21 protein-coding genes are annotated in these 22237 nt (G+C 64.6%); 10 read left to right on the top strand and 11 right to left on the bottom strand.

Going from position 1 to position 22237, the window contains the following annotated elements:
* Positions 1-11: 11 nt before the first annotated feature.
* Positions 12-1163, top strand: coding sequence for a non-hydrolyzing UDP-N-acetylglucosamine 2-epimerase (wecB, locus tag ABIC17_RS11340; protein WP_354281923.1), 1152 nt, complete (start codon positions 12-14; stop codon positions 1161-1163).
* A 26-nt stretch (positions 1164-1189) separates the two neighbouring features.
* Here the strand turns inward: wecB and mnmA are convergent, their stop codons facing one another.
* Complete coding sequence (gene mnmA / locus ABIC17_RS11335; protein ID WP_354281922.1) at positions 1190-2302, bottom strand: tRNA 2-thiouridine(34) synthase MnmA; 1113 nt, start codon at positions 2300-2302, stop codon at positions 1190-1192.
* Between the two features lie 164 nt (positions 2303-2466).
* On the opposite strand from mnmA, the gene ABIC17_RS11330 reads away from it, so the two are divergent.
* The 3 genes from ABIC17_RS11330 (at position 2467) to ABIC17_RS11320 (ending at position 3425) form a co-directional block, all read left to right on the top strand.
* Entirely contained in the window at positions 2467-2658 is a 192-nt protein-coding gene (locus ABIC17_RS11330) for a hypothetical protein (RefSeq protein WP_354281921.1), read from the top strand.
* A gap of 106 nt (positions 2659-2764) precedes the next feature.
* Positions 2765-3064: a CtrA inhibitor SciP gene (gene sciP, locus ABIC17_RS11325; RefSeq protein ID WP_354281920.1), complete on the top strand. Its 300-nt coding sequence runs from the start codon at positions 2765-2767 to the stop codon at positions 3062-3064.
* Positions 3065-3170: 106 nt separating this feature from the next.
* Positions 3171-3425 (top strand): GlsB/YeaQ/YmgE family stress response membrane protein, encoded by a 255-nt coding sequence (locus ABIC17_RS11320; RefSeq protein WP_354281919.1) that lies wholly within the window; start codon positions 3171-3173, stop codon positions 3423-3425.
* Between the two features lie 76 nt (positions 3426-3501).
* On the opposite strand, the gene ABIC17_RS11315 is transcribed toward ABIC17_RS11320, so the two are convergent.
* From ABIC17_RS11315 to rpiA, 6 genes are all read right to left on the bottom strand, one after another.
* The gene (locus ABIC17_RS11315) at positions 3502-4221 is read right to left on the bottom strand and encodes an SIMPL domain-containing protein (RefSeq protein ID WP_354281918.1); all 720 of its coding nucleotides are present in this window, start codon (positions 4219-4221) and stop codon (positions 3502-3504) included.
* A gap of 110 nt (positions 4222-4331) precedes the next feature.
* Complete coding sequence (locus ABIC17_RS11310) at positions 4332-5132, bottom strand: Cof-type HAD-IIB family hydrolase (protein WP_354282321.1); 801 nt, start codon at positions 5130-5132, stop codon at positions 4332-4334.
* 5 nt (positions 5133-5137) lie between these two features.
* Positions 5138-6121 carry a phosphogluconate dehydrogenase (NAD(+)-dependent, decarboxylating) gene (gnd, locus tag ABIC17_RS11305; RefSeq protein ID WP_354281917.1) on the bottom strand — a complete coding sequence of 328 codons (984 nt, stop codon included), beginning with the start codon at positions 6119-6121 and terminating at the stop codon, positions 5138-5140.
* An 85-nt stretch (positions 6122-6206) separates the two neighbouring features.
* Positions 6207-7316, bottom strand: coding sequence for a transaldolase (tal, locus tag ABIC17_RS11300; RefSeq protein ID WP_354281916.1), 1110 nt, complete (start codon positions 7314-7316; stop codon positions 6207-6209).
* Positions 7316-9397, bottom strand: a complete 2082-nt coding sequence (gene tkt, locus ABIC17_RS11295) for a transketolase (RefSeq protein WP_354281915.1) — start codon at positions 9395-9397, stop codon at positions 7316-7318. Before tkt ends, tal begins: the two co-directional genes overlap by 1 nt.
* 68 nt (positions 9398-9465) lie before the next feature.
* Entirely contained in the window at positions 9466-10125 is a 660-nt protein-coding gene (gene rpiA / locus ABIC17_RS11290; RefSeq protein ID WP_354281914.1) for a ribose-5-phosphate isomerase RpiA, read from the bottom strand.
* A 103-nt stretch (positions 10126-10228) separates the two neighbouring features.
* On the opposite strand from rpiA, the gene ABIC17_RS11285 reads away from it, so the two are divergent.
* Complete coding sequence (locus tag ABIC17_RS11285) at positions 10229-10858, top strand: DedA family protein (protein WP_354281913.1); 630 nt, start codon at positions 10229-10231, stop codon at positions 10856-10858.
* 92 nt (positions 10859-10950) lie between these two features.
* Entirely contained in the window at positions 10951-11610 is a 660-nt protein-coding gene (gene msrA, locus ABIC17_RS11280; protein WP_354281912.1) for a peptide-methionine (S)-S-oxide reductase MsrA, read from the top strand.
* 395 nt (positions 11611-12005) lie between these two features.
* Here the strand turns inward: msrA and pdeM are convergent, their stop codons facing one another.
* The gene (pdeM, locus tag ABIC17_RS11275) at positions 12006-12668 is read right to left on the bottom strand and encodes a ligase-associated DNA damage response endonuclease PdeM (RefSeq protein ID WP_354281911.1); all 663 of its coding nucleotides are present in this window, start codon (positions 12666-12668) and stop codon (positions 12006-12008) included.
* Positions 12669-12781: 113 nt separating this feature from the next.
* Between pdeM and ABIC17_RS11270 the strand changes: the two genes are divergently transcribed.
* The 3 genes from ABIC17_RS11270 to ABIC17_RS11260 all read left to right on the top strand — a co-directional run bounded on the left by ABIC17_RS11270 (position 12782) and on the right by ABIC17_RS11260 (position 16099).
* Positions 12782-14728: a potassium transporter Kup gene (locus tag ABIC17_RS11270; RefSeq protein WP_354281910.1), complete on the top strand. Its 1947-nt coding sequence runs from the start codon at positions 12782-12784 to the stop codon at positions 14726-14728.
* Positions 14729-15008: 280 nt separating this feature from the next.
* The gene (locus ABIC17_RS11265; RefSeq protein WP_354281909.1) at positions 15009-15752 is read left to right on the top strand and encodes a hypothetical protein; all 744 of its coding nucleotides are present in this window, start codon (positions 15009-15011) and stop codon (positions 15750-15752) included.
* A gap of 89 nt (positions 15753-15841) precedes the next feature.
* Positions 15842-16099 carry a hypothetical protein gene (locus ABIC17_RS11260; RefSeq protein WP_354281908.1) on the top strand — a complete coding sequence of 86 codons (258 nt, stop codon included), beginning with the start codon at positions 15842-15844 and terminating at the stop codon, positions 16097-16099.
* Positions 16100-16141: 42 nt separating this feature from the next.
* Here the strand turns inward: ABIC17_RS11260 and ABIC17_RS11255 are convergent, their stop codons facing one another.
* The 3 genes from ABIC17_RS11255 to ABIC17_RS11245 all read right to left on the bottom strand — a co-directional run bounded on the left by ABIC17_RS11255 (position 16142) and on the right by ABIC17_RS11245 (position 21072).
* Positions 16142-17548, bottom strand: coding sequence for a M20/M25/M40 family metallo-hydrolase (locus ABIC17_RS11255; RefSeq protein ID WP_354281907.1), 1407 nt, complete (start codon positions 17546-17548; stop codon positions 16142-16144).
* A gap of 75 nt (positions 17549-17623) precedes the next feature.
* Positions 17624-18610 (bottom strand): aspartyl protease family protein, encoded by a 987-nt coding sequence (locus tag ABIC17_RS11250; RefSeq protein ID WP_354282319.1) that lies wholly within the window; start codon positions 18608-18610, stop codon positions 17624-17626.
* Between the two features lie 41 nt (positions 18611-18651).
* Positions 18652-21072, bottom strand: a complete 2421-nt coding sequence (locus ABIC17_RS11245) for a ligase-associated DNA damage response DEXH box helicase (protein WP_354282317.1) — start codon at positions 21070-21072, stop codon at positions 18652-18654.
* Positions 21073-21269: 197 nt separating this feature from the next.
* On the opposite strand from ABIC17_RS11245, the gene ABIC17_RS11240 reads away from it, so the two are divergent.
* Entirely contained in the window at positions 21270-22151 is an 882-nt protein-coding gene (locus ABIC17_RS11240; protein WP_354281905.1) for a glycosyltransferase family 2 protein, read from the top strand.
* Positions 22152-22237 lie beyond the last annotated feature (86 nt).

The raw sequence follows: 22237 nt of genomic DNA, 5'->3' as shown, positions 1-22237 counted from the left end.
ATGGGGTCGGAATGATCGAGGCACAGCCCCCCCGCCCCGACCGTAAAGTCCTGGTCGTCTTCGGCACGCGACCCGAGGCGATCAAGCTGTTTCCGGTCGTCGCAGCTCTCAGGGCGACCCCCGGGCTGGTGGTGCGCTCCTGCGTCACCGCGCAGCACCGGGAACTGCTCGATCAGGTGCTCGCGATCGCGGGGCTGACACCCGACGTGGATCTCGACCTGATGGAGCCGGGCCAGTCGCTCAACCGGCTGACGGCACGGCTGCTGGATGGCCTGGGCGATGTGATGGGCACGGAGCAGCCCGACCGCGTGATCGTGCAGGGGGATACCGCCACCGCGATGGCGGGTGCGCTTGCGGCCTATTATCGCCAGGTGCCGGTCGCGCATGTTGAGGCCGGGCTGCGCTCGGGGGATATCCATCATCCCTGGCCCGAGGAAGTGAACCGCCGGATCGTTGCCTGCATCGCGGACCAGCATTACGCCCCGACCGAAACCGCCGCCGCCGCGCTTCGCCGCGAGAATGTGGACCCCGCCACGATCCACGTGACGGGCAACACCGTGATCGACGCGCTTCACGCAACCCGGGCCAGGCTCGCCGCCGACCCATCGCTCGCCGCCGGGCTGGACGCAATTGCCGGGCGGTTTGCGACCAGGCGGATCGTGCTCGTCACGACGCACCGACGCGAGAATTTCGGTGGGGGAATGGAAAACATCGCGCGCGCGCTTGCCCGGATCGCCGAGCGTGACGACGCCGCGATCCTCTTCCCGGTCCACCCCAACCCCAATGTCGTCGCGGTGATGGACGCGATGCTCGGCAACCGTCCCAACATCGCGCGGATCGATCCGCTCGATTACCCGCACTTCATCCGCGCGCTTGACCTAGCGCATGTGGTGCTGACCGATTCGGGCGGCGTGCAGGAAGAAGCGCCTGCGCTCGCCAAGCCGGTGCTGGTCATGCGCGAGACGACCGAGCGGCCGGAAGGCGTTACTGCGGGGACGGCGCGGCTGATCGGGACGGACGCCGACCGCATCGTTTACGAGACCTCCCGCCTCCTCGACGACCACCAAGCGTATCGGGCCATGGCCCGCGCGCATAATCCGTTCGGCGACGGCCATGCGTCAGCAAGGATTGCACGACGCGTCGCGGAGGGTTTTGACGGCTGACCGCGCGATCGCCGTGGTTCCGCGATTCAGGCGGCGGCGGTGAGCAGCGCGCTTTCGGTTTCCTCGATCCAGCCGCCGCCGATCACACGGTCGCCGCCGTACAGTACGGTCGCCTGCCCCGGCGCGACGCCATATTCGGGCGCGTCGAACACGACCCAGTCGCCATCGCGGCGCGCGGGCACTGGCTTTGCAAGCGAGCGGACCTTGGCGGTCAACGGACCGTCATAGTCCCCACCCAGCCAGTTGATCCCGCTCAGCCGCGCCGCGCGCACCGCCAGCGCCGCACGCGGGCCGACGACGACGCGCCGTGTTTCCGCCTCCAGGCGGATGACGTAGAGCGGCTCAGGCGTGCCGCCGATCTCCAGCCCGCGGCGCTGGCCGACGGTGAAGTGGATCAGCCCCTTGTGCCGCCCGAGCACGCGGCCCTCGGCGTCGACGATCTCACCCGCGGTATCGGCCTCCGGGCGCAGCTTCTTGACCAGTCCGGCATAATTGCCATCGGGGACGAAGCAGATGTCCTGGCTGTCGGGCTTGCCCGCCACGCCGAGCCCCAGTTCGGCGGCAATCTCGCGCACGCGCGGCTTGGGCAGGCCGCCGAGCGGGAAGCGGAGGTAGTCGAGCTGGGTCTGCGTGGTCGCGAACAGGAAGTAGCTCTGGTCACGCGCCGGATCGAACGCCCGGTGAAGTTCCGCTCCAGCGTCCCCCTCGACACGTCGGACATAGTGCCCGGTCGCGAGACAATCCGCACTGAGATCACGCGCGGCCGCGAGGAGGTCGGTGAACTTGGGCCCCATGTTGCACTGGATGCACGGGATCGGCGTTCGCCCCGCGAGATAGTCGTCGGCAAACCGATCGATCACCTGATCGCGAAAGCGCGTCTCGTGATCGAAGACGTAATGCGCGATCCCCAAGCGGTCGCACACTGCGCGCGCGTCGCGGATATCGCGCCCCGCGCAACACGATCCGGCACGTCCCACCGCCTCGCCGTGGTCGTAGAGCTGCAGCGTTATCCCGATCACTTCCGCACCCGTCCGCACCGCCAGCGCGGCGACCACCGAGCTGTCCACGCCGCCCGACATCGCGACGACGATGCGCTTGCCCACGCCGTCGGGACCCAACTGAAATTCTGCGTCTGTCATGATGCGTCGAGAGATAGGCGCTTCGGAAGCAACATGCAAAACCACCGGAAAAGCTTGCGGGCTTTACGCCCCCTTTAGAACCTGTGCCCTACAGCGTCCCGGCTCGCCCTGTGGATGTATGTGTGGACCTAAGCTTTTCCCGATTTGAAACAGACGTGCATGTGGTGGCGCTGTCGCCCGATCTTGCCGTGCTGATGGTTGGGGTGGCGGCCCGGCAGGCGGCGAGTCCGACCGCGCTGGCGCAAGCGCGGCTTCCCCGCATCCACGCGAGTGATCCATTCACCCCGACGCACGGTGCGTTCAACGTCGCCGTCTGGGAAATGGTCGAGTTTTCCGGTGACTGGAGGAAAGCGTGAACGCGACGTTTACCGAGACGCTTTAGCCAGCGTTCAAGTCCGACGGTTATGACCGTAACGAATAAGCTGCAGAGGGGCCCCCGCCCCGAGACAAGGTCTTGTAAGAATGATCGAGAACCAGAAGATCCGCCCAGCAAGAGTGATCGGTCCGCTCGGAGAGCCCTTGACGCTCGACTCGCTTCCGCCACCCGAGACGACGCGCTGGGTCGTGCGGCGGAAGGCGGAAGTCGTGGCGGCGGTCAACGGCGGTCTGCTGTCGGTCGACGAGGTCTGCGAACGCTACGGCCTGACGGTCGAGGAGTTCGCCAGCTGGCAGCGCGCGATCGACCGTTCGGGGATGCCGGGGCTCCGCGTAACCCGGATCCAGCACTATAAGTCGCTGTACGAGCGTCAGCAAAAATACTGATTTTCCGAACCGATCGGGGTTTACTCGATCCGGAGCCGGAACAAAAATCACGGTTTGAGAGTCTTGTCTCCGTCATCCCGGACATAACCGGGCAACGGAGGGTAAAATGGTTGGACTTATTGTTTGGCTCGTCGTCGGTGGCGTGTGCGGTTGGCTTGCCAGCATGATCATGCGTACCGATGGCCAGCAGGGGATTCTCCTCAACGTCATCGTCGGCATCATTGGTTCGGTGATCGCGTCGTTCCTGTTCGGGGCAGGGATCAACCAGGCCATCACGATCAACACGTTCATCTATTCGCTGATCGGCGCAGTTATCCTGCTCGCGATCGTGAATCTGATCCGTCGCGGTACGGTTCGCTAAGAATTCGGTCCAACCGGATGATCGGGCCGCTGGGGAAACCCAGCGGCCCTTTTCATGTCCGGCGTATAGGCGTCGGCTATTTGAGCAGGAAGCGCACGGTAACGGTGACGCTGACCTGCGTTTCGCCCGCCGCGATCGGCGTCGAATCGCTCGCCTTCATAGCGCGCGCCATCGCGAAGACCGGGGGTTGCGGGTTGGACCCGTCGTTGGTGCCATTCTCGCTGATCGTGACGATCCGGACGACGCTCATGCCGGCAGCCTTGGCGTAGAGCTCGGCGCGCGACCGGGCGATCTTCACCGCGTCGGTGCGGGCTTCGTCCAGCGCGGCGTCGGGCTTGTCGAGCGACAGCGTTGGGCCATCGATCTGGTTCGCGCCCTGCGCGACCAGCGCGTCGAGGATCGCACCCGACTTGGCGACATCACGGAAACGGATCGAGACGCTGTTGCTCGCCTGATAGCCGGTGACCGCAGGGGGCTGGCCTTCGGTATAGCGATATTGCGGATTGAGCGCGACGCTGGCGGTGCGGATATCGCGTGCGGCCACCCCGGCCTGCTTGAGCGCAGCGAGCACCCGCGCCATCCGCGTCGCATTTTCCGACAGGGCCGCAGCCGCAGTCTGCCCCTGCGTCACGACGCCTGCGCGGATCGTCGCAACGTCCGGTACCCGCGCCGTCCGGCCTTCGGCGGATACGTCGAGCAGCGCGCCGTCGGGCAGGATCGTCGGCGTGGTCTGTGCCATCGCGGGGGTCGCCGCCGCCAGGACCGCAGGCATCAGCAGCATCATCGTCGAACGCATCGTCTTCTCCCAGAGAGTCGGGCAAACGAGCCCGTCCGGGGCCCTGTTGCCAGCTTTGGGTGAAACGAGCGATGAACAATCGTTACGCGGTGCGACCTATCTTTGCGGGATCAGCGCCCCGCCAGAATCGCATCGATCGCTTCCGCCACGCCATCGTCGTCATTGCTCGCGACGACATGCGTTGCTTCGGCGCGGACCGCTTCCGGCCCCTGCCCCATCGCATATGACACAGCGGCACGCGCGAACATCGGCAGATCATTCGCCTGATCGCCGAGTACGGCAATCTGCTCGAGCGGCACGTCCATCGCCTTTGACAAAGCGGTGAGGCCAGCGCCCTTGTTCCCGCTGACCGGCGTCACGTCGAGGTAATAGGTTTGCGACTGCGCGATTGTGGCGCGATCGTCGAAGCCGTGCATTCGCTTGCGCAGGTCGATCAGCAGATCGGGATCGTCACTGACGAACGTGACCTTGTCGACGCGATCGAACAGGTCCGTGAAATTCTGCGTCACGACGGGATTCTGGTTCGACGCACGCTTCTCGCTGTCGACATGACCGCCGACATCGGTGCTGGCGTACCAGAGATCGTCCGCGAACACCCACGTATCGACGGCAGTTCCCTCGGCAGCGGCGAACACGCCTTCAAGCACGGCACGCTCGATCCGGTCCGCGTGCGAGACGGTCCCGTCCCGCGTGAAGACGGTACCGCCGTTGAACGCGCCCATCGGCGAGTCGATTTCCAGCGCATCGGCGATCGGCATCATGCCCGAGCGCGGACGCGCGCTGATGATGCTGAACCCGATCCCGGCGTCGCGCAGGCGGGCAACCGCCGCGCGCACGCCGAGCGTGACCTGCTTGCTGCTGTCAACAAGCGTGCCGTCGACGTCCGAGACGACCAAGCGGATGTCCGACATACCGCTCACTGCGGCATCTCGACGTGACCGCCGAAGCCATAGCGCATCGCGGACAGCAACTTGTCCCCGAACGTATGATCGACCCGGCTACGATAGCGCGCGAACAATGCCGCCGAGAGGACGTTGACCGGCACCGCTTCTTCCATCGCGGCCTGGACCGTCCAATGGCCCTCGCCCGAATCCGCCACCTGGCCCGAGAAGTCGTCGAGCATCTGGTCCTTGGCCAATGCCGATGCCGACAGATCGAGCAACCACGACGAGATCACCGACCCACGCCGCCATACTTCCGCGATATCGGTCAGGTTGAGGTCGAAGCGTTCGTCCTCGGGCAGTTTCTCGGACGACTTGCCCTTCAACACGTCGAAGCCCTCGGCATAGGCCTGCATCAGCCCGTATTCGATGCCGTTGTGCACCATCTTGACGAAATGACCGGCACCCGCCGGCCCGGCATGAATATAGCCCTGCTCGGCACGCGGATCGGCTGCTGCGATATCGCGCTCGGGCGTGCGCGGGATCGTCCCCATGCCGGGTGCGAGCGCCGCCAGGATCGGGTCGATATGGTCGACCGCTTCCTTGTCGCCGCCGATCATCATGCAATAGCCGCGCTCGAGCCCCCAGACGCCGCCCGACGTGCCGACATCGATGTAGCGGATGCCCTTCTCCGCAAGCGCCTTGGCACGACGAATGTCGTCCTTGTAGAAGCTGTTGCCGCCGTCGATGATGATGTCACCCGGCTGTGCGAAGCCGGAAATTGTCTCGATCGTCTGCTCGGTCGGGCCGCCCGCGGGCAGCATGACCCAATAGATCGCCGGGGTATCGAGCTTGGCTTTCATGTCCTCGAGCGAGGTCGCGCCTTCCGCGCCGTCACCGACCAACTTCTGGACGGCGGCTTCGTCGCGATCGAACACCACCGACTGGTGCCCCGCGCGCATGATCCGTCGTGCGATGTTGCCGCCCATTCGGCCAAGGCCGATCATACCGATTTTCATGACGCGCGCGCTCCTGGGGGGTCAGATAAAAAGACGTCCGCCCCGGCATGACACCAGGACGGACGATGAAACGCCCAAAGGCGTTTTAGGCTGCAACCGGATGTTTGGCCGCGATCGACCCGAGCAGATCGTCGAACGCTTTCGAGAATGACGCGACGCCTTCTTCGACCAGTTCACTGGTGACACCGTCGAGATCGAGCCCAAGCCGTTCCGCTTCCGACAGGATATGCCGTGCACCTTCCACGTCCTGCGTCAGTGTTTCGGTCGCCGTGCCACGCTCGCGGTAAGCGTCGAGCGTCTTGGGCGGGATCGTGTTGACGGTATCCTTGCCGATCAGCGTGTCGAGATACAGCGTGTCGGGATAGTCAGGGTTCTTGGTCCCCGTCGATGCCCACAACAGCCGCTGGACCTGCGCGCCCTTGGCGGCAAGCGCCTGCCAGCGTGCCGAAGCGATGAACTCTTCGTACCAGGCATAGGCGAGCTTGGCGTTGGCGATCGCGACCTTGCCCTTGAGCGGCTTGGCCTCATCGCCCCCGACTCCGGCGTCGATCTTGTCGTCGATCTTTGAATCGATCCGGCTGACGAAGAAGCTCGCAACGCTGGCAATCCGGTCGATCGGCTCGCCGCGCGCAGCGCGCTTCTCAAGACCCTCGACATAGGCTTCCGCCACCGCCTGATACGCGTTTTGCGAAAAGAGCAGCGTCACGTTGACGTTGATCCCGGCGTCGATCGTCGCCGCGATCGCGGGGACGCCAGCCGGCGTGCCCGGGATCTTGATCATCACGTTGGGCCGGTTGACTGCCTTCCACAGCTTCTGCGCCTCGGCGATCGTCGCATCGGTGTCGTTCGCCAGGTAGGGCGAGACCTCGAGGCTGACATAGCCGTCCTTCGAATCGAGCCGGTCATAGACCGGGCGCAGCGTGTCCGCCGCTGCCTGGATATCGAGGATCGCGAGATGCTCGTAGCGGTCGATCGTCGGCGCGTCGGGGTTGGTCTTGTCATAGGCGGCGAGCTCGGCGTCATACGCGTCGCCATGCCCCATCGCCTTTTCGAAAATCGACGGGTTGGAGGTCACGCCGGTCAGCGCGTCCTCGTCAACCATCTTCTGGAGGCTACCCTCGGCGAGAAACTTCTTCTCGACGAAATCGAGCCAGACGCCTTGGCCGAGTGCGGCCAGATCGTTGAGCTTGCCCATCAGTTCTTCTCCCGCAGTTCGTTGGCGATCTTCACGATATTGTCGACCGTGAAGCCGTATTTGTCTTGAAGCTTGGTGATCGGCGCAGACGCACCGAAGGTCGACATGGTGACCGTCTTGCCGTCGAGCCCGACATAGCGATCCCAGCCGATCTCGCCCGCCATCTCGATCGCGATGCGCGCCTTGACCGCCTTGGGAAGCACCGACTCCTTGTACTCGGCGTCCTGCAGCTCATAGCGATGCCAGCTCGGCATCGACACGACGCGCGACGCGACGCCATTTTCCTTGAGCTTCTCATGCGCTGCGACAGCAAGCGACACTTCCGAGCCGGTAGCGATCAGGATCACTTCCGGTTCGTCCGCGCCGTCGAGGATATAGGCACCCTTCTTGAGGCCATCCGCGCTTGCATATTTGGTGCGGTCGAGCGTCGGCAACGCCTGGCGCGACAGGACCATAGCGGTCGGGTGGCTGGCGTCCTCGACGATCGCACGCCATGCGGCGGCGACTTCGTTCGCGTCGCCCGGACGGATCGTATCGAGCCCCGGGATCGCCCGCAGCGTTGCAAGATGCTCGATCGGCTGGTGAGTCGGGCCGTCCTCGCCGACGCCGATCGAGTCATGCGTGAACACCCAGACCGACCCGACTTCCATGATCGCCGACAGGCGGATCGGTGCGCGCATGTAATCGCAGAACACCAGGAAGGTGGAGCCATAGCCGCGCAGGTGCGACAACGTCATGCCGTTGACGATCGCGCCCATGCCGTGCTCGCGCACGCCGAAGTGGAAGTTGGTCCCGCCGTAATTGTCCGCCTCGAACGAGGGCGCACCCTTGATGTCGGTCTTGGTCGACGGCGCCAGATCGGCGGACCCGCCAAGCAGCCACGGCAGCTTGGGCGCGATTGCGTTAAGCACCTTGCCCGACGAATCCCGCGAGGCGACGCCCTTGGCATCCGCCTCGAACACCGGGATGTCGGCGTCCCAGCCGTCCGGCAGGCTGTCCGACAGCATCGAATCGAGCTGATTAGCAAGGTCTGGGTGAGCCTTGCGATATTCGACGACCTTGGCTTCCCATTCGGCGCGCAGCGGTGCAGCCCGGTCAAGCATCGATGCCTTGAAGCGTTCGGCAACGCCTTCGGGGACGAGGAACTGCTCGTCCTCGGGCCAGCCATAGGCCTGTTTGGTCAGGCGAATGTTGTCAGCGCCGAGCGGCTCGCCATGTGCCTTCTCGCTGCCCGCCTTGGGGCTGCCATAACCGATCACCGAATGGACGACGATGAAGGTCGGCTTGTCGGTGGTCGCCTTGAACGCTTCGAACGCAGCGCTGAGCGCGCCGACGTCATTGGCGTCGTCGACGTGGATGACGTTCCAGCCGTACGCCACGAAGCGCGCGCCGACGTCCTCGTCGAACGCGAGCGCGGTGTTGCCCTCGATCGAGATGTGGTTGCTGTCGTAGATCCAGCACAGGTTGGAGAGCTTGAGATGCCCGGCGACCGATGCGGCCTCTGCGGTGACGCCTTCCATCATGTCGCCGTCGCCGCAGAGCGAATAGACGTCATGGTCGAACAGCGTGAAGCCCGGCTGGTTGAACCGCGCCGCGAGCCAACGCTCGGCGATCGCCATGCCGACCGAGTTGCCGCAACCCTGGCCGAGCGGACCGGTCGTGGTCTCGACACCCGTGGTGTGACGATATTCGGGGTGGCCCGGCGTCTTCGAATCAAGCTGGCGGAACTGCTTGAGATCCTCGAGGCTGAGTGCGGGCTTGCCCGACTTCTCGCCATCGGCACCGATTTCCTCGATCCCGGCCAGATGGATCAGCGAATACAAAAGCATCGACGCATGGCCGACCGACAGGACGAAACGGTCACGGTTGGGCCAATCGGGCGTGGTCGGGTCATAGCGCAGGAACTTGGTCCATAGCGTCTGCCCGACCGGCGCAAGCGCCATCGGCGTGCCGGGGTGCCCGGAATTGGCGGCCTGGACAGCGTCCATCGAGAGCGTACGGATCGTATCGATCGCAAGCCGGTCCGCGCTGCCGTCCTCGTGGACGCCGGCGTCGGCGGTCTTGGTCTGGGTATCGGCCATGAAAATATTCGCCTTTTGTTTGCGCCCTGAACGCTTGCGGACAGGTCGGGTTGCGGAATGAGTGCGCTTTAATCCGATGCGACGCGACGTTCCAGCCGCGTAACGACGCCGCGGTCCGCAATATACGCTGCGGACACTTCGGTCAGGAACAGGCCGTGGCCAAGGGCTCCCGGGATGGCGGCGATGTTCTGGGACAAGCGCATATGATCGATCGTAGCGGGAAAGACGCAGTCGATGATAGCGTTACCTTGATCGGTCACGAAATCCTTTCGGACGGTCACGTGCGCGCCGAGATCGGCAAGCCGGGCGGACACGAACGCGATCCCGAACGGAAGCACTTCGACGGGAACGGGCGCGTTCCCGATCGCATCGACCCGCTTCGAGCCGTCGGCGATCACGATCATCCGCGTGCTTGCCGCCGCAACGATTTTCTCGCGGAGCATCGCGCCCCCTGCCCCCTTGATGGCTGCAAGCGTGGGGTCGATCTCGTCCGCGCCGTCGATCGTCAGGTCGATCTGCGCGGGAAAATCGATCAGCGGGATCCCGGCGGCACGCGCCATCGCCTCGCTTGCCTTGCTGGTCGCGACCGCGCGAATGTCGAGGCGGCGCTCCCCCAGCGCAGTGATCGCAAAGGCCGCGGTCGAGCCAGTGCCCAGTCCGACGATCATCCCCGCACGGACTTCCTCGATCGCCGCCATCGCCGCGATCCGCTTGTCGGACTCGTTCATGTCGCCGCCTTTAGCATCGCTCTTCCTACCGCAAAGGCCGTATGACCAAAGCGCGGACATTTCCACTGGCCCCTGACGCGAACGCAGGGCAAAGCACCGATCCATGTTCGAGAAAATCCTGGCGACACTCGCCACTTTCACCATCTGGGTCATTTCCAGCGGCGGTTATGTCGGCATCGCGCTGTTGATGGCGATCGAATCGGCGTGCATCCCGCTTCCGTCCGAGATCATCATGCCGTTCGCGGGCTATCTCGTGTCGGTCGGGCGGTTCAACCTGTACTGGGCGGCGACCGCGGGTGCGATCGGCTGCAACCTCGGGTCGATCGTGGCCTATGAGATCGGCAAGCGCGGCGGACGTCCGCTGGCCGAACGCTGGGGCCGCTACGTGCTGATCGGGCCGGGCGAACTCGACACGGCGGACCGCTTCTTCAAGCGCTTCGGGAGCATCGCGGTGCTGATCGGACGCCTGCTTCCGGTGATCCGCTCGTTCATCGCCTTCCCCGCCGGCGTCGCGCGCATGCCGCTGGTGCCGTTCCATCTGTACACTTTCCTCGGCTCGTGGCCGTGGTGCTTCGGGCTTGCATGGGTCGGCATGAAGCTTGGCGACAAATGGAACAGCGACCCGCGCGTCAAGGCGGCGTTCCACAGCGCGGACCTCGTGATCGGGCTGGTGGTGGTCGCGGCGATCGCCTTTTATATCTGGCACCGCGTCCGTGGCTTGAAGCGGCACTGAGGCATCCCGACATCCTTCTGGCGCGGCACCGCGTATCTCGAGCGGCAACGCCGGGAACGCGCGGGTTGCCCCAGCCGGAAAGGTGCTTTGCAATGCTCAAGCCGATTCTCTTTACCGCAGCCGTGGCCGGCGCGGCAGCATTCGTCCTGAGTGGCGGTGCGGCGCGTGCCGAACGCGCAGTCCCCATCCCCGCAGCCACCGCCGACGTCACCGGCGCGACCGGCCCGCAGACCGCGGTCTTCGCGGGGGGCTGCTTCTGGGGCATGGAAGCTGTGTTCGAGCATGTGAAGGGCGTCCGCCAGGTAACCGCAGGCTATGCCGGGGGCACGCGCGACACGGCGACCTACGACCAGGTCTCGACCGAAACCACGCGTCATGCCGAGGCGATTCGCGTCGTTTATGATCCCGCCAAGGTCAGTTACGCCACGCTGCTCCGCGTCTATTTCTCGGTCGCGCACGATCCGACGCAGCTCAATCGCCAGACGCCCGACAGTGGCCCCAGCTATCGCTCCGCGATCTTCCCGCAGAATGCTGCCCAGCGCGGGGTCGCCGCGGCCTACATCGCGCAGCTCGGCAAGGCCCGTGCGTTTGGCAAGCCGATCGTGACGAAAATCGAGACGGGCGCGTTCTTCCCGGCCGAAGCGTATCACCAGAACTTCTTCGATCGGAATCCGAACCACCCGTACATCGTGACGTTCGACAAGCCGAAGGTCGCGGCATTCCGCGCGGGGTTCCCGCAACTGGCGAGCTGAGGGAGGATTGCCTCCACCCCTCTGCTTCTTCCCCGGCGAAGGCCGGGGCCCAGTCGAGATGGCCGAAGTAACGAAGCGCTGACCCCAGCGTTCCGCTGTTTCGCTACTGGGCCCCGGCCTTCGCCGGGGAAGCGGCTTGAGGTCGAACGAAGCGCTTCACGCAGCCAAGTGAAACCGCATGCACCGGGGTCAACGCCAAGGTTGCGGCGTTTCGGGTGGAGTTCTGCAACTGGCAAACTGAGGGATGCTCCCACCGCCCTTCTACTTCTTCCCCGGCGAAGGCCGGGGCCCAGTCGAGATGGCCGAAGTAACGAAACGCTGCCCCCGGCTTCCTGCCGTCTCGCTTCTGGGCCCCGGCCTTCGCGGGGAAGCAGCTTTGGGTCGAACGAAGAACTTTACGCCGCCAGGCGAAACCGCAGCATCCGGTCCTGCACCGGGATCAACGCCTCGGCACCCTTCCCCACCGCGCGCACGATCTCGGGGTGTTGCGCGTCCAACCCGCCCGTGAGCGCGCCGAACGCGGGCAAAATCAGCTTGCTGGGCGTAGCGATGAAGCATCGCCGCGAGACGTTCTGGCCCCGCACGCGCAGCCGCAGTTTCGGATGGAAATGCCCCGACAGTTCGGGCAGCGGGTCCGCCGGATCGGCTTCGTGCCGCAGGACGAGGCCATCGACCACCGCTTCGTCCACCAATGCGCCGCCGCAGCGATCCGCCATGCCGCTGTCGTGGTTGCCCGTGATCCACGTCCAGCGCGTCGCCGCAGTCAGCGCGCGGAGCCGCGCCTGTGCCTCCGCGGGCAAGCGATCGCAGCCTTCGTCGTCATGGAAACTGTCGCCGAGACACCAGATCTCGCTCGCCCCGGTCACCGCAACGACCTCTTCGAGCGCTTCGAGCGTGACGAGCGAATCATAGGGCGGGAGCATCTGCCCACGCTGCGCGAACCAGCTGGCCTTCTCGAAATGCAAATCCGCGACGAGCAGCGCCGATCGGCGCGGCCAGAACAGCGCGCCGCTACGGAGTGCGTGCAAATCGTGACCGGCGAACGAAAAGGGAACCATAGTGCCGTCTATGTCTGAAACACCGGCTTCATGCAACGTTCACGAAACCGCTTGCGCTCTGGTATCACAGGCGTAAAGCGCGCCGTCCTTCCCGGCAGGTCGCCCATCCTATCATGTCTGTAGCCACCGCCACGTCCACTACCGCAAGTCCCCACGGTGCGCCCGCGCACCCGGCGCTGTTTGCGCTGACGATCGGCGCGATCGGGGTCGTGTTCGGCGACATCGGCACTAGCCCGCTCTACGCATTCCGCGAGGCGCTCGAGCTCACCGGCAAGGACGGGCTCGATCCGGGCGAGATCCTCGGCGTATTGAGCCTTGCGATCTGGTCGCTGATCTTGGTCGTCACGATCAAATACGTCGTATTCCTGATGCGGATGGACAATCAGGGCGAAGGCGGCGTGCTCGCGCTGACCGCGCTGGCGCGACGTGCGCTCGGCAGGCGGTCGCTGATCGCGCTGGTGCTCGGGTCGGCCGGCGCATCACTGTTCTACGGCGATGCGATCATCACGCCGGCGCTGTCGGTGCTGTCTGCGGTCGAGGGGCTGAAGACGATACCGGGCATGGAGACCGTCATCAGCGAACAGGTCATCCTGTCGATGACGATCGTCATCCTGATCGCGCTGTTCGCGATCCAGAGCCGCGGCACCGCGAGCGTCTCTCGGCTGTTCGGGCCGGTCTGCCTTGTCTGGTTTCTCGTGCTCGGCGGCCTGGGCCTTTGGCACATCGCAGACGAGCCTTCGATCCTGCGCGTCGTGTCACCGCATTACGGTGCGCTGTTCCTGCTCAACCACGGCGTCACCGGGCTGTTCGTGCTCGGCGCGGTGTTCCTGACTGTGACCGGCGCAGAAGCTTTGACCGCGGACATGGGGCATTTCGGGCGGTTGCCGATCCGCATCGGCTGGTTCGCGCTCGTCTTCCCGTGCCTGATCTGCAACTACCTCGGCCAGGGGGCATTCGCGCTCAACGCGCTGGAAGCGGCAAAGGCGGCGGGGCAGCCATTCCACAATCAGGATTGGTTCTTCCTGATGGCACCCGCGTCGATCCGTCCCGGCCTGATCGTCCTCGCGATGGCGGCGACCGTGATCGCAAGCCAGGCGGTGATCACCGGGGCCTATTCGCTGACCCAGCAGGCGATCCAGCTCGGGCTGCTCCCGCGGCTCCGGATCCGCCAGACATCGGCGACACAGGCTGGGCAGATCTACCTGCCCTCGATCAACTGGTTGTTGCTGTTCGGCGTGCTCGTACTGGTCGTTCAGTTCCGCACATCCTCGTCGATGGCGGCGGCGTACGGGATCGCGGTGACCGGCACGATGGTCGTCACCACGCTGCTTGCCTATATCGTGATACGGCATCGCTGGAACTGGGGGCGTCCGCTCGCCTTTGCCGTGATCCTGCCCTTCCTGACGCTCGACCTGATCTTCTTCGGCGCGAACATCCTGCGCGTGATCGAGGGGGGCTGGGTCCCGCTGGTTGTCGCGAGTGGGATTGGCCTCGTCATCTACACCTGGAACCGCGGCCGCGGGATCGTGCGCGCGTTCGAGGCCCGGCAGAGCGTTCCGCTCGCCGACCTCGCCGCAGCCCTCTCCAAGCGCCCGCCCGAGCGGGTCGAGGGCATGGCGGTGTTCCTGACCGCCAACCCCGACAGCGCACCGGGGGCGCTGCTCCACAATCTCAAGCACAACAAGGTGCTCCACGAGAAGAACCTGATCGTCAGCATCCGCACCGCCGACCGCCCATCGGTCGCGCCCGAGGAACGTGCCGAGATCCGGCAGGTCGACGACAATTTCACGATCGTCGTGCTGCAGTACGGCTTCATGGAATCGCCCGACGTGCCGCGCGATCTCGGGCTGGAGGCGCAGTCGCACAAAAAGGCGCTCAACCCCGCCAAGACAAGCTATTTCATCGGGCGCAACACGATCAAGCCCGCCGCCGACCAGGGGATGCCGATGTGGCAGGACCGGATCTTCATGTTCCTGCAGCGCAACGCCAGCGACCCGACCGACTTCCTGCGCATCCCGCCGGGCAAGGTGCTCGAACTGGGCGAACAGGTAACTGTTTGAGGCCGTCGGTGCGGCGATGCGGGCGCGGTGCCTTTCCCGAGGCACAGGGCAGCATGATGTCGTTGCAGGCCGAAGTGGTAAGCGTTCCACGTCGTGACGGCGTGGAGCGCGATCGTCACAGGTGCCTGCTCACTTTCGAGACAATTCGCCGAACCGCAACGTCATCGTGATTTAAAAATGTTGCGATGCACATTGGCGCAAGATCGTTACGGCAATTTGCTTTTCTTTGTCGGTCAATAGGTTACGCTTCCTATTCGTAGGTACAGAGCAAGGGGCCGTAATGAACGCGATCAGCAATACGCCAAACGGGCCAGTCGAAGCCATCTTGCCGCCCAATGACGATATCCGCACGACCGTCGATCACATGGAAAAGATCGCGCAATTCACTCCGCTCGTGATCCTTGCCGTGCTGGTCGGGATTCCGGTCGTCAGTGCCTTGTTGCATGGGGCAATCGGATCGGCGATCCTGAGCGGGGTCATCATGTTCGTGCTCGCAGGGTTCGCGATCAAGATCGTCAATTCGCTGGTGATCGCCCCGATGCAGAACATCCGGTACAAGCGGATCGCAACCACGCTGGCGAGTCAGGTGCAGGCCCTGCCGCTGCCGACCAACCTGTGGCGCTCATGGTGGGCGGGTGCTCCGGGGGCGCTGGCGATCACGCAGGACGGGCATGTCGTGATCGTCGACAAGTCGACCGATTACACCCATCTCTGGCTCGGCGAAGGGCAGATCGTCAACGTCAGCGTCGAGCGCGAAGCGACGCAGATCACCAACACAAAGCACGGCGGCCGGTTCACCCTCGGGGGTGCATCCAGCAGTGGTGTGTTCGGGGGCTATACGTTCGGCGGGCGTTCAAAGTCGGTTACCCGGATCGTCGAGACGGCTTTCCTTGAAATCCGCTATCAATTCGAACGCAATGGCGCGGTTTATACCTCGGTTATTCCATTTAACGCGGATCGGCGTGGTGCCGATGAACTGTGCGCGGCGATCACCCGGATCGAACATGGCACCAGGCCCGCATAACATGGTTTCAGGGGAAGGATTGCCTCGCCATTTTGAAGAAAGCGGGGCATTCGGCCGAGGCAGCGCATAGCCGCGGGGAAAGAATGCCGATGTCCGAAGAGTACGACCACGGCCGCCGCGACGGCCTGCGCCTCGCGCTCGCCATCCTGTCGGCGGAGGAAGCGAAATGGGCGGCGCTGCTGGGCGAAAGCAAGTCGTGGCGGACCAATCAGATCCGCGAAGTCCGCCATAAGACGCTGCAGGTCGCGCAGAAACGCGTTCAGACCGTGCTCAACCGCCTGTCGCCCAAACAGGACACGGGGATGAGCGACGAACTTGCCGCCGCGCTCGATATCGCGGGGCTTTGACCGCCGCGCCTCGGCAGGCGGCGGTCTGCGAACCCAAACCGCCTACCCCGCATAGGTCTTGACCAGGTCGAACAGATAATCTCGCCCGTCGTACAGCGACTTGACGTTCATCCGCTCGTTGAGCCCGTGCGCGCCGTTGATGTCCGCACCGATGAACATACCCGGCACGCCGTAGACCGGGATTCCGACCGCCTCGAGGAATACGCCATCGGTCGCCCCCGTCGACATCATCGGCAGGATCGGGGTGCCGGGGAAATGCTTCGCCGCGACCGCCTTGGCGGGACCGAGGATCTTGGGGTCGAGCGTCGGCGGGACCGCGGTCGGGCGGATCGGCTGGTTGGCGGTGACCGTCACCTTTGGCCCCGCAAGCTCCTTCAGCTTCGCAAGCGTGGCGTCGACCGTCTCGCCGGGGAAGATGCGGCAATTGACGTTGGCCGTCGCGCGCTGCGGGAGGGCGTTCTCGGCGTGGCCGGCATCGACCAGCGTCGCGACGCACGTGGTGCGCAGGACCGAGTGGAACGTCTTGTTGCTGCTGACCACCGCGTTTGCCTCGGTATCGGCGGGGTTGGCGAGCAGCCGCTTGATCGCATCGCCCATCGGGCCGGGCTGCGCCGCCGCATTGCCCGCGAAGAAGGCGCGGGTGGTGTCGGTGAAGCGGATCGGGAATTCATACCCCTGCACTGCCTTCAGTGCATCCGACAGTTGGTAGATCGCATTCTCGGGGGTCGGTTGCGAACTGTGCCCGCCGGGGTTGGTGGCCACCAGCTTGAAGTTCTGCGCGGCTTTCTCCCCCACCTGGAGGAACAGCGTCTTGCGTTCGCCCTGCTCGGTCAGCAGCCCGCCACCGCCTTCGTTGAGCGCGAACTCCGCTGCGATCAGGTCGGGCTTGTTCTTGGCCAGCCACTCCGCGCCGTTGAACGCGAAGGTCGTCTCCTCGCCGCAGGTCAGCGCGAGCTTGATCGTGCGCTTGGGGCGATAATTGCCCGTCTTGAAGCGGATCATCGCGTCGGACCAGATCGCCGCCTGCCCCTTGTCGTCGGTGCTGCCGCGCGCGTAATAATAGCCGCCTTCCTCGACCAGCTTGAACGGATCGCGCGTCCAGTCCTCGCGCTTGGCCTCGACCACGTCGAGATGCGCGAGCAGCAGCATCGGCTTGATCCGGGCATTGCTGCCCTTGAGCACCGCGACGAGCCCGCCTTCCTTGGGGTGATCGGGGACCGCAAAATAGGTGATGTCGGTATCGGCATAGCCCGCCGCCTTGAGCCGTGCACCGATCTGCGCCGCCGCCTGCGTGCAACTACCGACGGAGAGCGTGGTGTTGGTCTCGACCAGCTCCTTGTAGATCTCGAAGAACGCCTTCTGGTCGGGGCGCTCCTGTGCGGAGGCGGCAGGGGTCAGCGCGGCGGCGGCCACGGTGCCGAGAAGGATCGTCGAAAGCGTTGCGCGCATGGTGGTGCCCCCCACAAGAGTATCCGGGCAAAGCTAGCGCGGCGCGATACGAACGCAACTGCTAGGATGTGCCCGCTACAATGCCGCTGCCGCGGCATGCGGCCGCGCCAGATGCAATTCGCGATTGGCAAAGTCGATCCGCACCTGCCCGAACAGGTGCATCGCATCCATCCCGAGCAACAGCGCGGGCCGATCCGCCAGTCCGAGCCGTGCGAACGGTGCCGCATCCGAGAACGCGATCGGCAGATTGGCGAGCTTGATATCGCCGACCTGAACCCCCGTCACGATACTGTACTGCGCCTCCAGCACCGCGCCGGTGACGCTGAGCAGCCGCACCGCCGTCAGCGGACCGCTGCTCTTGGCAACGAGCCGCTGGAGCGCAATGTTGCCCATGCTGACGACCGATCCGGTGTCGATCACGACGCGGATCCGCCGACCGCCATAATGCGCATCGGTGACGACAAGTTGGCCGAACAGGTTCTTCGCGCGGATGACGATGTCGTCGCGGCCGAAGAACTCGCGCCGGGTGCGCCGCGTCGCGGGGGATACGGTCATGACGTTGCGCGCAAAGTCGATCTCGACCGCCTTGCCCTGCAACGTGTCGATCCCGATCAGCCCCGACGCGCCAAGATGCTGTTCGAACAGCACCGGCGCTTCGATCCGCGTCCCCGTCAGTTGCGCACCCGCCTTGGGGGAGCCGACAACGATATGGGGCACGAGGACGGTCGAGACGGGCACCGTCCCCGCCATCGCGGTCACGCGCACCCTGCGCCCCACCGACAGCCCCAGCGTGGCGGCAAGCTCGTGCGACAATACGGTGCGTTCAGAGCCGGTATCAACGATGAAACGGAACGGGCCGCCGGCGCCGATCGTGACGGGCACCGTCATCCGCGTATGATCGATCCCGAAACCGAGTTCTTCGGCCAGGGCGGTCTGACCGTCTTGCTGCGGCGATTGCTGCGCAGCAACCGGCGGCGTCTGGGGCGGAACGGGCTGTACCACGGTCTGTCCGGGGTCGAGCAAGGCGACCAGCGGGACGGCCAGGAACAGCGCCGGAAACATGGTCACAAACTACGCTCGTTCCGGCCCCTTCACAAGCGCGATCAGTCGATCCGCATCGCCTCGGCCGCCAGCACTTCGGCTTCCTCGAGCAAGGCATCGTCGGACATGCCCTGCGCGACTTTCTCGCGCCCGATCAGCGTCAGCACCGGCACCGCGAGCGGCGAGATCCGCGGCAGATCGACGTGCAGCATCGTCTCCGCCGCGCGGTCGAGCAGGTTGGCGAGGCGGCCAACGTCGGTCATCCGCGCGCGCGCATCCGCCCATGCCGCCTGGAGCAGGATATGCGCGGGCTCGTATTTGCGCAGCACGTCGTAGATCAGGTCGGTCGAGAAGGTCACCTGCCGTCCGGTCTTGCGCTTGCCCGGGATCTGCCGCTCGACCAGCCCGCCGATCACCGCGACCTCGCGAAACGCGCGCTTGAGCAGTGCGGATTGCTGCACCCATTCGACAAATTCGCCTTCGAGGATATCGGGCGAGAACAGTGCTTTCGGATCGGTGATCGGATTGAGCCCGAAGCACGCGAGCGCATAGTCGTTCGAGACGAAACCGATCGGCCGCAACCCCTGCGTCTCCATCCGCCGCGTGATCAACATGCCGAGGGACTGGTGTGCGTTCCACCCTTCGAAACTGTAGGCGACCATGTAATGCCGCCCTTCGCGCGGGAAGGTCTCGACCAGCAACTCGCCCGGGCGCGGCATCGTCGATCGCGCCTGCTGCGCCTCGAGCCATTCGCGCACGTCGTCCGGGAAACGCGCCCATTCGGAGGAGTCCGCCAGGAATCCGCGCACCCGGTCCGCGAGGTTGGTCGACAAGGGCATCCGCGAACCGCCGTAGCTCGGGATACGGGCCGGGCGGGCGGTCGCGCGGACGACGAGATCCTCGGTGTCGATCCGCTCGACCTCCAAACTCATGCCCGCGAAGAAGAAGGTGTCGCCGGGGCTCATCGTCGCCGCGAACGCTTCCTCGACTCGACCGAGCGTGCGCCCGTTCTTGAAGCGAACGCTGAGCATCGTCGCCTCGACGATGATCCCGGCGTTGAGCCGATGCTGCGCAATGAAACGCGGATGGGTGATCCGCCACATCCCGTCGGCGTCCTGCGTCAGCCGCTTGAACTTGTCGTACGCCTGCAGCGCATAGCCACCGTCACGGATGAAGCTCAGCACCTGTTCGAACGTCTCGGCGGTCAACGCGGAATAGGGGAGCGCGGAGCGAACTTCATCGAGCAGTACGGCCTGATCGAACGGGGCTGCGCAGGCACACGCCATCACATGCTGCGCGAGCACGTCGAGCGCGCCTGCGCGAAACACCTCCTCGTCAAGTTCGCCTGCTTCAACCGCGTCGAGTGCTGCACGCGCCTCGAGATATTCGAAGCGGTTGCCCGGCACGACGATCGCTTCCGAGGCTTCGTCGAGCCGGTGGTTCGACCGCCCGATCCGCTGTAGCAACCGTGACGAGCCCTTGGGCGCGCCCATCTGGATCACACAATCGACGTCGCCCCAGTCGACCCCCAGGTCGAGGCTAGCGGTCGCGACCAGTCCGCGCAACTTGCCGTCCGCCATCGCGCCTTCGACCTTGCGGCGGGCCTCGATACTCAGCGAGCCGTGATGCACGCCGAGCGGCAGGTTCATGGCGTTCGCCTTCCACAGATCCTGGAAGATCAATTCGGCCAGCGCGCGGGTGTTGCAGAAGACGATCGTGGTCTTGTGCGTCTCGATCTCGGCGATCACCTGTTCGGCGGCATAGCGTCCCGAATGGCCCGACCACGGGATACGGCCCTCGGGGAGCAGAATTGCGATATTGGGCGCGGCACCGGGATCCCCCTTCACCAACTGGACGGTATCGATATCGCCATCGGGCGCGAGCCACGCCCGGTAGCCGTCGGGGTCCGCGACCGTCGCCGACAGCGCGACCCGACGTAGGCCGGGCGAGATCGTCTGAAGCCGCGCCATGCCGAGCGACAACAGGTCGCCGCGCTTGCCCGTCGCGAAGGCATGGACTTCGTCCACCACGATCGTGCGCAACCCGGCGAACATCGTCGCGGCATCGGGGTAGCTGAGCAACAGGCTAAGGGATTCGGGCGTGGTCAGCAGGATCTGCGGCGGGCGGATCCGCTGCCGCGCCTTGCGGTCGCTGGGGGTGTCGCCGGTACGGGTCTCGATCCGGATGTCGAGTCCCATCTCCTCGACAGGCGCGAGCAGGTTGCGCTGGATATCGACCGCGAGCGCCTTGAGCGGGGAGACGTAGAGCGTGTGGAGCCCTTCGCCGGGGTTTTCGATCAGCTCGGCAAGCGTGGGCAGAAACCCTGCGAGCGTCTTGCCCGCGCCGGTGGTGGCGACGAGCAACCCATGCGCGCCCAACCTTGCGACGGCGAGCATGTCCAGCTGGTGCCGGCGCGGTGCCCAGCCCTTTTCGGCGAACCAGTCGGTCAGGGCGGGCGGGAGGGACGGCACGGGTGGGGGCATGTCCGCCATATGGGGTGTGCTGCACTGCGAGGCCAGAACGCCCCCGCTCCTTTCCCGTCCACAAGGCAGACGACAACTCCTTCAGTAAACAATACAAATACTTTGGTTTATGATGATGACCGTTGCACCCTAGTATCATAACATAAAGCGGTTATATCGGTTTTAAGGTTACCACGAGATTCTGCCGGGCATAACGAATGTATTCAACACGAGTATCAATCGTGATAGCAAGCTGCGGTCGGCCACAGGAACTTTCTCGTTGGGTCGATTATATCGATTATCAGACCTATCAACCCCATGAGGTGGTTTTTTCGGTCTCTAGAGACGAGGATACACGCGACCTTGTTCGTCATGGCAGAGTTTTGATTGCATATGGTCCGCGTGGGTCTTGCGTCCAGCGAAACCACGGCATGGATATTCTGTCTCCCGATACAGATATTATCGCATTTTTCGACGATGATTATGTACCCAGCAAGTATTGTGTTGAGGGGATTGCTCGGCTTTTCGATAATTGCCCGACCGTGGTAGGCGCGTCGGGGCATTTGTTGGCGGACGGGGTCAACGGGCCCGGCATCTCCTATGCCGACGCCGAAGCGGCAATTACCGCGCACGACGCGAACTCACCATCGCACGAGATCCAGCTGACGCCGCTTCATGGCCTCTACGGCTGCAACATGGCGTTTCGCCGCAGCGCGATCGTCGGCATGACCTTCGATGAAGCGCTGCCGCTATACGGCTGGCAGGAGGACATTGATTTTGCCCGCCGCGCGATGGTCCACGGCGAGATTTGCGGTACGAACGCCTTCGTTGGCGTCCATCAAGGCGTGAAGGGAGGACGCTCCTCCGGACGCCAGCTTGGCTATTCGCAAATCGCCAACCCGATCTATCTGACCCGAAAGGGAACGATGTCTATCCCTCTCGCCGCGCGTCTGATGATACGCAACCTTGCGGCAAACACGGCGCGGTCCTTTGCGCCAGAGCCGTGGATCGATCGGAAAGGCCGTTTGATGGGCAATATGATCGCCCTGGCGGACGTAGTCCGGTTCAGGAGCCATCCGTCTAGGATCCTCGATATTTGATCGGACGACGATCGCTGCCGCCCGCGATCGCTTCATCGGTCGGGGGCGACGCCAGCATCGAAGCGGCGTCTTGCGGGGCACTTGCC

Source organism: Sphingomonas sp. PvP056 (genome assembly GCF_040549155.1).
In the GTDB taxonomy this organism is placed as follows: Bacteria; Pseudomonadota; Alphaproteobacteria; order Sphingomonadales; family Sphingomonadaceae; genus Sphingomonas.
The sequence above is the reverse complement of the archived record's forward strand: the minus strand, read 5'-3'. Positions and strand labels throughout refer to the sequence as shown.